Origin of the sequence: Glycomyces endophyticus, assembly GCF_039531525.1 — a bacterium.
In the GTDB taxonomy this organism is placed as follows: domain Bacteria; phylum Actinomycetota; class Actinomycetes; order Mycobacteriales; family Micromonosporaceae; genus Glycomyces; species Glycomyces endophyticus.
On record NZ_BAAAQF010000022.1, the window covers coordinates 212,951 to 220,428 of the forward strand.

General features: G+C 74.5%; 10 protein-coding genes. 4 read left to right on the forward strand and 6 right to left on the reverse strand.

The window, feature by feature from the left end; all coding sequences use genetic code 11:
• Positions 1–24 precede the first annotated feature (24 nt).
• Entirely contained in the window at positions 25–324 is a 300-nt protein-coding gene (locus ABD419_RS21700) for a putative quinol monooxygenase (protein ID WP_344491057.1), read from the reverse strand.
• A gap of 54 nt (positions 325–378) precedes the next feature.
• Between ABD419_RS21700 and ABD419_RS21705 the strand changes: the two genes are divergently transcribed.
• Positions 379–1,128 (forward strand): SAM-dependent methyltransferase, encoded by a 750-nt coding sequence (locus tag ABD419_RS21705; protein ID WP_344491060.1) that lies wholly within the window; start codon positions 379–381, stop codon positions 1,126–1,128.
• Positions 1,129–1,190: 62 nt separating this feature from the next.
• Here ABD419_RS21705 and ABD419_RS21710 read toward each other — a convergent pair whose 3' ends face one another.
• The 3 genes from ABD419_RS21710 to trhA all read right to left on the reverse strand — a co-directional run bounded on the left by ABD419_RS21710 (position 1,191) and on the right by trhA (position 2,815).
• Positions 1,191–1,631: a DoxX family protein gene (locus tag ABD419_RS21710; protein WP_344491063.1), complete on the reverse strand. Its 441-nt coding sequence runs from the start codon at positions 1,629–1,631 to the stop codon at positions 1,191–1,193.
• A gap of 99 nt (positions 1,632–1,730) precedes the next feature.
• Entirely contained in the window at positions 1,731–2,114 is a 384-nt protein-coding gene (locus tag ABD419_RS21715; protein WP_344491065.1) for a DnaJ family domain-containing protein, read from the reverse strand.
• 44 nt (positions 2,115–2,158) lie between these two features.
• Positions 2,159–2,815 carry a PAQR family membrane homeostasis protein TrhA gene (trhA, locus tag ABD419_RS21720; RefSeq protein WP_344491068.1) on the reverse strand — a complete coding sequence of 219 codons (657 nt, stop codon included), beginning with the start codon at positions 2,813–2,815 and terminating at the stop codon, positions 2,159–2,161.
• 123 nt (positions 2,816–2,938) lie between these two features.
• Here trhA and ABD419_RS21725 point away from each other — a divergent pair, with 123 nt between their 5' ends.
• Positions 2,939–4,129 carry a cation:proton antiporter gene (locus ABD419_RS21725; RefSeq protein ID WP_344491100.1) on the forward strand — a complete coding sequence of 397 codons (1,191 nt, stop codon included), beginning with the start codon at positions 2,939–2,941 and terminating at the stop codon, positions 4,127–4,129.
• A gap of 83 nt (positions 4,130–4,212) precedes the next feature.
• Complete coding sequence (locus ABD419_RS21730; RefSeq protein WP_344491070.1) at positions 4,213–4,731, forward strand: DUF2269 domain-containing protein; 519 nt, start codon at positions 4,213–4,215, stop codon at positions 4,729–4,731.
• Here the strand turns inward: ABD419_RS21730 and ABD419_RS21735 are convergent.
• Entirely contained in the window at positions 4,658–5,800 is a 1,143-nt protein-coding gene (locus tag ABD419_RS21735) for a glycosyltransferase (protein ID WP_344491073.1), read from the reverse strand. The two genes, ABD419_RS21730 and ABD419_RS21735, sit on opposite strands and share 74 nt — an antisense overlap.
• 141 nt (positions 5,801–5,941) lie before the next feature.
• Between ABD419_RS21735 and ABD419_RS21740 the strand changes: the two genes are divergently transcribed.
• Positions 5,942–6,847, forward strand: a complete 906-nt coding sequence (locus ABD419_RS21740; RefSeq protein WP_344491076.1) for a hypothetical protein — start codon at positions 5,942–5,944, stop codon at positions 6,845–6,847.
• 275 nt (positions 6,848–7,122) lie between these two features.
• Here the strand turns inward: ABD419_RS21740 and ABD419_RS21745 are convergent.
• A partial coding sequence (locus tag ABD419_RS21745) for a helix-turn-helix domain-containing protein (RefSeq protein ID WP_344491079.1) occupies positions 7,123–7,478 on the reverse strand: 356 nt, incomplete at its 5' end.

A 7,478-nucleotide genomic window follows, 5' to 3' on the forward strand; every position in this document is an offset into this window, starting at 1 on the left:
CGAGTGTGGCATCCGGGTGTGACATCAGAGGTTGATGGGGTCGGATTCGTAGATGCGGACGTCGGCGGGGCGGGCGCGGTGGGCGTCGAGGGCGGCGGAGCCGGCCCGGTGGTGGGGCGCGTCGAGGTGGGCTTGGAGCGCGGCGCGGTCGGTCCAGGCTTCGACGCAGACGAACGCGCCGGGTTCGGTGACGCTCTCCCAGAAGTGGTAGGCGAGGCAGCCGGCGTCGTTGGCGAGGGTGGAGGCCTGGAGCGCGCGCAGGCCCTCGCGGTAGGCGTCGAGGCGGTCGGGCTGCGCCCAGAGGTACGCGTGCACGGTGATCATGCGGGTGAGGTTATCCGGTCGACCGGGGCGGCGATCGCTGGTACGGTCCCGGCGATGACTTCTCATGACGGGCCGTCGCGGTACGGCCATCTGGACTGCAACTCCCCCATCGCCGCGTGGCGCTTCGACCGGCAGGTCGAGGAGTGCGCGGCGGTCGCGCCGGAGACGATCCTCGACATCGGGTGCGGGTGGGGCGAGCTGCTCCAGCGGGTGACCGAGCGGGTCCCCGGCGCGCGGGCGGTGGGGATCGACTCGGACGTGGAGCTGCTGGAGCGGGGCCGCGCCGGGGCGGCCCGGCGCGGGATCGCCGACCGGGTCGAGTTCGTGGAGTACCAGGGGTCGGACTGGACCGAACCGGCCGACCTGGTGATCTGCATCGGGGCGGCGCACGCGTTCGGGACCGGCCCGGAGGCGATCGCGGCCCTGTACCCCCTGGTGAAGCCGGGCGGGCGCCTGGTGTTCGGCGACGGCGTGTGGGAGCGGGTGCCGACGGAGGCGCAGCTGGCGGCGATGTGGCCGGGCACCGGGGCCGGGGACTTCCCGCTCCTGCCGGACCTGGTGGACGCCGCCGTGGAGGTCGGGTTGCGGCCCTTGCGCGTCGAGTCCATCGAGCAGTCCGAATGGGACGACTTCGAGTCCGAGTTCCTGGCGGACAAGGAGGTCTGGTTGCAGCAGCACCCCGGCGATCCGCGGGCCGCGGAGATCCGAGCGGCCGCTGACGCGCATCGTGCCTGGTGGCTGCGGGGTCACCGCGGTGTGCTCGGGTTCGCGTATCTGACGCTGGGGCGCGCGGTAGCGTTATAGGTGTGGGCACGGCCCGGACCCGGTGGGGGTCCGGGCCTTCGTCGTCTCCTCGCCCGGGCCCGTCAGAGGGCCGCGAGCACGCACAGGCCGATGAAGAGGACCTGCTCGGCGGTGCGGATGCCGAGCGGCGTGGCGGGCTTGCCGGCGAGGGGGACGCCGCGCCGGGCGGCGGAGTAGTTCGCCGGGAACATGGCCACGAGCAGGAGCGCGAGGCAGACCGCGGCGGCGGTCGCGGTCGCGGGGACGAGGAGCCCGGCGGCGCCGGCGAGCTCGAGGACGCCGGTGGCGGCGACGAGGAGGGCGGGCGCGGGCAGGCGCTCGGGGATCATGCGAACCATGTCGTCGCGGAACTTCGGCACAAAGTGCACCGCGCCGGTGAGGGCGAACATCGCGGCGAGGCCGATGCGCAGGCACAGCTGCCAGTCGTCGAGGGCGTCGAAGCCGAGGAGCCCGGTGAGGCGGGCCAGGAGCGTGGCGGCGGTGAGCGTGATGATGGGTGCCATGGGCGTGCCTTCGGTGGGGCGGCGCGAGCCGGTCTTGACAGTGTCAAGTTAAGGATGCGCCGAGAACTAGACACTGTCAAGCGGGTGTGGTGCGCGCCGCTACCGGCGCGAGCGCCAGGCCGCGACCGCCTCGTCGGCGTCGATGAGCCCGAACCGCAGCGGCGGCCCGTCCACCGGGCCGATCAGCGCCTTGCGGATGCGCACGTTCAGCTCCTCCACCGCCGCCCGCACCGCGGCCTCGTCCGCCAGCGCGTCGAGGCGGGCGGGGAGGTCTTCGCGTTCTTTGGCGAGGCGGAGGGCGGGCGGGAGGGCGTCGAGGCCGATGTGCTCGCGGGTGGCCTGCTGGCGGAGCCACCAGTCGTCGTGGAGGGGGGCGCCGATGCCGGGGAGGGGTTTGCCGGCGCCGGGGAGGTCGGTGAAGTCGCCGCGGGCTTCGGCTTCCTGGATGGCGCGGTCGATGCCTCTGGGCTGGCGGTCGCTCATGGCGGCGTTCCCTTCGTGGAGGGGGTGTGCCGCAATGGTATCGGTCAGGCGGCTTGGACGATGAGCGCGACGGCGGTGAACTGGGCGGTGTAGGCGGCGATGGTGAGGGCGTGGAAGACCTCGTGGAAGCCGAACCAGCGGGTGGAGGGGTTGGGTCGTTTGGCGGCGTAGACGATGCCGCCGATGGTGTAGAGGATGCCGCCGGTGAATATGAGGGTGGTGGCGGTGGTGCCGGCGCCGGTGGCGAGTTGGGGGATGACGAAGGCGGCGGACCAGCCGAGGACGATGTAGAGGACGGTGTAGAGCCAGCGGGGGGCGCCGTGCCAGAGGATGCGGAAGGCGACGCCGAGTGCGGCGCCGGTCCAGATGACGGTGAGGAGGGCGGTGCGGGGGGTGCCGTGGAGGGCGAGGACGGCGATGGGTGTGTAGGTGCCGGCGATGATGAGGTAGATGTTGGCGTGGTCGAGTCGTTTGAGGACGGCGGTGGCGCGTTGGGAGAGGTCGGTGCGGTGGTAGAGGGCGGAGATGCCGAAGAGGGCGGCTGAGGCGGCGACGTAGACGGCGGTGGTGAGGCGGCCGGGGAGGGTGGGGGCGGTGGCGATGAGGGTGAGTCCGGCGAGGAGTGCGATGGGGAAGGCGGCGAGGTGGAGCCAGCCGCGGAGGCGGGGTTTGGGGTCGGTGTACGCGGGTGCCAGTGCCATGGTTCGAGGCTACGTCCGGTGGTTACCGGTCGGTAGTGTCGCTGCTCCCCCGATCGGTGGTGGGGTTAGGCCCCGATCGGGGGGTGGTGGGGGGTTTCGGGGCTTAGGCTGCCGGTCGTGGACATGGACGGGTTGTCGGTGCAGCTGGTGGTGCTGGCGGTGGCCGCGGTGGCGGCGCCGCTGCTGGTGGACCGGGTGGAGCGGTGGGTGCGGTTGCCGAGTGTGGTCGTGGAGATCGTGCTGGGGGTGGTGATCGGGCCGCAGGTGCTGGGGCTGGTGCAGACGGGGGTGCTGCTGGAGACGGTGTCGCAGTTGGGGTTGGCGATGCTGTTCTTCCTGGCGGGGTACGAGGTGGACTTCCGGGCGGTGCGGGGGCGGCCGATCGTGTCGGCGTCGGCGGGGTGGCTGGTGTCGTTCGGGTTGGCGGCCGGGGCGTTGTGGGCGGCGGGTGCGGGTGCGGCGGTGCTGATCCTGGCGATCGGGCTGTGTTCGACGGCGTTGGGGACGATTCTGCCGATCGCGCGGGATTCGGGGCTGCTGGCGGGTCCGGTGGGGCCGCATCTGATGGCGGTGGGGGCGGTGGGCGAGTTCGCGCCGATCGCGCTGCTGGCGCTGTTCTTCTCGGAGGGGGTGCATTCGGGGAAGACGACGCTGGTGATCGCTTTGGTCGGGTTGGCGGTCGCGGCGGCGGCGCTGGGGTCGCTGCGGCGGTCGGAGCGGGTGGGGCGGCTGTTGTCGGCGACGCTGGGCACGAGTGCGCAGTTGGCGGTGCGGTTGTCGGTGCTGGTGCTGCTGGCGGCGGTGCTGCTGGCGGCGGAGGTCGGGGTGGACATCGCGTTGGGGGCGTTCGCGGCGGGGGTGTGCATGCAGGTGCTGCTGTCGGCGCTGGACGAGCGTGAGGAGAAGCTGGTGCAGTCGAAGCTGGACGGGATCGGGTTCGGGGCGGTGGTGCCGGTGTTCTTCGTGTACACGGGGGTGACGTTCGATCTGGACGAGTTGCTGGGGTCGCCGGTGGCGTTGGCGTTGATCCCGGTGTTCTTGGGGGCGTTCGCGGTGGTGCGGGGCGTGGTGACGTGGGTGGCGGTGCGCGGTGCGCTGTCGGGTGGTGAGCGGGGGGCGCTGGCGGCGTTCGCGGCGACGCAGCTGCCGATCGTGGTGATCGCGTCGTCGACGGCGGCGGAGCGGGGTCTGGTGTCGGCGGCGGTGGCCGCGGCGATGGTGGGGGCGGCGATGGTGTCGGTGCTGGTGTTCCCGCTGGTGGGGTTGCGGTGGGCGCGGCGGGACACGCGGGCGGTGTCGGTGGAGCCGATCTAGGCGGGTCTCAGCGCGGGGGCGTAGGGGCGGATACGTTCGCGCGTGGATGTGCGGCCCGGGCGGGGGCGGCGATGGTGGAGCGTATGAGAAAGCTGCGCCGACCGGCCTACCGGTTCTTCATCGTCGCCCATGTCGCCTCGTCGGTCGCCTGGCTGGGGTTGAGCCTGTGCCTGCTGGTGCTGGCGGTGCGGGCGCTGACCGCGTCGGACGCGGGCGAGCAGTTCGCGGCCGGGACCGCGATGGACGCGCTGGCGTCGACCATGGCGCTGCCGATCGGGGCGGTCGCGATCGCGACCGGTCTGGTCCTGATGTTCGGGACGCGGTGGGGGCCCTCGCACAAGTGGGTGCTCACCAAGCTCGTGCTGACGGTCGGGGCGTATGCGGCGACGGTGTTCGCGCTCCTGCCGGGGCTGGGCGAGCTCGCCGCGCTGGTGGACCCGGACCGGGTGCAGGCGGTGGACTCGGGGGTGGTCGCGGGTCCGATCGTGTCGTCGTCGATCTACCTGGGGGCGACGGTCCTGTCGTACGTCAAGCCGTGGGGACGGCTTGGCGGGAGGCGCGCGCCGGCCCCAGCGCGAGTGCCCGTCCGTAGTGCTCGATGAGGGCGTCGCCTTCGGCTTCCCAGGTGCGGCCGCGGACCTTGAGGCGACCGCGGCGGCCCCATTGGCGCAGGACGTCGCGGCGGCCGGCGAGGGAGGCGACGAGGGCGGCCAGCGCGGCGGGGTCGGCGGGCGGGAAGTGGGTGCCGTCGACGCCGGGGTCGACGAGTTCGGGGGCGCCGCCGGCGTCGACGGCGAGGACGGCGACGCCGGAGGCGTGGGCTTCCTGGATGGTCTGGCCGAACGTCTCGAACGGTCCGGTGTGGACGAACAGGTCGAGGGAGGCGTAGAGGCGGGAGAGGTCTTCGCCGTGGAGGGCGCCGAGGAACGAGGCCTGGGGCAGGAGGCGTTCGAGGGCGCGGCGGCGGGGGCCGTCGCCGGCGATGACGAGGCGGACGCCGGGGAGGGCGGCGACGTCGGCGAGCCAGTGGAGCTGCTTCTCGCGGGCGAGGCGGCCGACGTAGCCGACGAGGAGTTCGCCGTCGGGGGTGAGGGCGTCGTGGAGGGTGCGGTCGCGAAAGTCGGGGTGGAAGCGGGCGGTGTCGACGCCGTGCGGGAGGACGGCGACGTTGCCGATGCCCTGGTCGGTGAGGTTGCGGGCGGTGCACTCGGAGAGGGCGAGGTTGACCGCGGCGCGGGAGTGGATGGACTTGAGGCGCTTCCACACCAGCTGCTCGAACGCGGTGAGGTGGTAGGCGCGGGTGTAGGCGGGCAGGTCGGTCTGCCAGACGGCGACGGCGGGGACGCCGCGGCGCTCGGCCCAGGCGGCGGCACGCGCGGTGTACCCGAAGGGGCTGGCGAGGTGGACGACGTCGGGGCGGTGGGCGTCGAGCGCGTCGTCGAGCGCACGGGTGGCGAGCCCGGCGCGGAAGTGCCGGTAGGCGGGCAGGCGCACCGAGGGCACGTGGTGCACGGGCCAGTCGAAGACGGGGCGGGGCCCGGGCCCGGGGGCGGGGGCGATGACGACCGGTTCGATGCCGCGGGAGGCGAGGTGGGCCGCGGCCCGCGCGACGGAGCGGGCGACGCCGTTGATCTGCGGCGGGAAGGACTCGGTGACCAGTGCGACTCTCATGAGGGGAGCGTAAAGGCGCAGGTGGGCGGTGGAGGGAATTGAACGTGTCGCGGGCCTGAACCGCAGCCGATATTCGGGGCCGTCCATGCGTGGCCGATTCGTTCAAGCGCGGGCGGGGTCGGCGGCCGTAGCGTGGCGGGCATGGAACGGATCAGTGAAGACATGGAGCGCCGGGCGGCCGAGTTCGTGTGGCGCACCGGCGGCGTACTCGACCAGCGGCGCCTGGAGGCGGTGACGGGCGCGGGCAGTGCGGGAGCGGTGCGGGCGGCGGTCCTGGCGCACCGGACGCCGGAGGGCGGGTTCGCGTACGGGATCGAACCGGACGTGAAGGGCCCGGCCGCGCAGCCGCTGTCGGCGATGGGCGCGGTCGAGATCCTCGCCGAGGCCGGGGCGCTCGACGAGTCGACGGGGGTCGCGGTGTGCGAGTGGATGGCGCGGCACGCGGCGCCGGGCGGGGGCGTGCCGGACCTGCTGGCGTCGATCGCGGCGTACCCGCGCCCGCCGTGGGTGGCGCCCACGCCGCAGGACCAGGGGGGCCTGCTGACGACCGCCCGCACGGTCGGGCTCCTGCGCGGCGCCGGCGTCGCGCACCCGTGGCTGGAGGCCGCGACGGCGTGGTGCCGCGGCCGCATCGACGCGTTGGAGGCGACGCACCCGTACGAGGTGTTCAGTGTGAGTGCGTTCCTGGAGTCCGAGCCGGACCGGATGTGGGCGGACCGCTCGGCCGAGCGCATCGGGGCGATCGTGCGCGCGGGCCTGGTGCTCCTGGACCCCGCCGACACCGCCGCCGCGGTGCCGCCGGGGTACGCACCGGGCGAGCACCACCTGGCGTGCGACTTCGCGCCGCGCCCGGACAGCCCGGGCGCGGCGTGGTTCACGGGCGCGGAGATGCGGGCGGCCCTGGACGCGCGGGCGGCCGAGCAGGCCGAGGACGGCGGCTGGCCGATCCACTACCGGCGCTGGCACCCCGGCATCGAGCAGCAGGCCCGGCCCGGGTTCACGGTCGCGGCGCTGCGGACGCTGCGGGCATGGGAGGGCCGGGCCTGACGAGCGGCGGCCTGGGGAGTCCGTGTCCGGCCCGCGGCGAACCAGGCCCTTGCGAGCGGCCCGCTGCGGGCATGGGAGGGCCGGGCCTGACGAGCGGCGGCCTGGGGAGTCCGTGTCCGGCCCGCGGCGAACCAGGCCCTTGCGAGCGGCCCGCCGCGCCGGCGGCGGCGATTCCACCCGCGACCGCTCACCGGCACACTCGACGACCGGCGCCGGTCCCGCGCCTCGTATGCCCGGGACCGGCGCCGGTCGTGCCGGGCCGGCGGGTCCGCTGCTCAGCCGGTCGGGGGCCGGCCGGACCAGCGGCGCACCTCGCGGGACAGGTGCGCCTGGTCGGCGTACCCGGCCTCGGCCGCGACCCGCGCCCACACCGGCCGCTCCCCCGCCGCGTCGACGGCGCGGCGGTAGCGCAGGATCTGCTCCAGCGTCTTGGGCCCGTACCCGGCCGCGTCCGCCACACGCCGGCGCAGGTGCCGCTCGGAGCACCCGAGATCGCGGGCCAGGACCGGCAGCCGCGGAGGCCGCGGCGCGTCCAGTGCGGCGGCGACCGCCAGCGCGACCGGGTCGGGCCCGTGCCCGGCCCCGGCCCGCACGGTCAGGGCCCCGGCGAGGAGCGCGGCGCGGCGCCACG

Excerpts from the sequence above, each read along its gene's own strand:
- trhA (WP_344491068.1), bottom strand. The coding sequence starts at position 2,815 with ATGGCACTGGCACCCGCGTACACCGACCCCAAACCCCGCCTCCGCGGC.
- ABD419_RS21715 (WP_344491065.1), bottom strand. The coding sequence starts at position 2,114 with ATGAGCGACCGCCAGCCCAGAGGCATCGACCGCGCCATCCAGGAAGCC.
- ABD419_RS21730 (WP_344491070.1), top strand. The coding sequence starts at position 4,213 with ATGAGAAAGCTGCGCCGACCGGCCTACCGGTTCTTCATCGTCGCCCAT.
- ABD419_RS21735 (WP_344491073.1), bottom strand. The coding sequence starts at position 5,800 with ATGAGAGTCGCACTGGTCACCGAGTCCTTCCCGCCGCAGATCAACGGC.
- ABD419_RS21705 (WP_344491060.1), top strand. The coding sequence starts at position 379 with ATGACTTCTCATGACGGGCCGTCGCGGTACGGCCATCTGGACTGCAAC.
- ABD419_RS21725 (WP_344491100.1), top strand. The coding sequence starts at position 2,939 with ATGGACGGGTTGTCGGTGCAGCTGGTGGTGCTGGCGGTGGCCGCGGTG.
- ABD419_RS21710 (WP_344491063.1), bottom strand. The coding sequence starts at position 1,631 with ATGGCACCCATCATCACGCTCACCGCCGCCACGCTCCTGGCCCGCCTC.
- ABD419_RS21740 (WP_344491076.1), top strand. The coding sequence starts at position 5,942 with ATGGAACGGATCAGTGAAGACATGGAGCGCCGGGCGGCCGAGTTCGTG.
- ABD419_RS21700 (WP_344491057.1), bottom strand. The coding sequence starts at position 324 with ATGATCACCGTGCACGCGTACCTCTGGGCGCAGCCCGACCGCCTCGAC.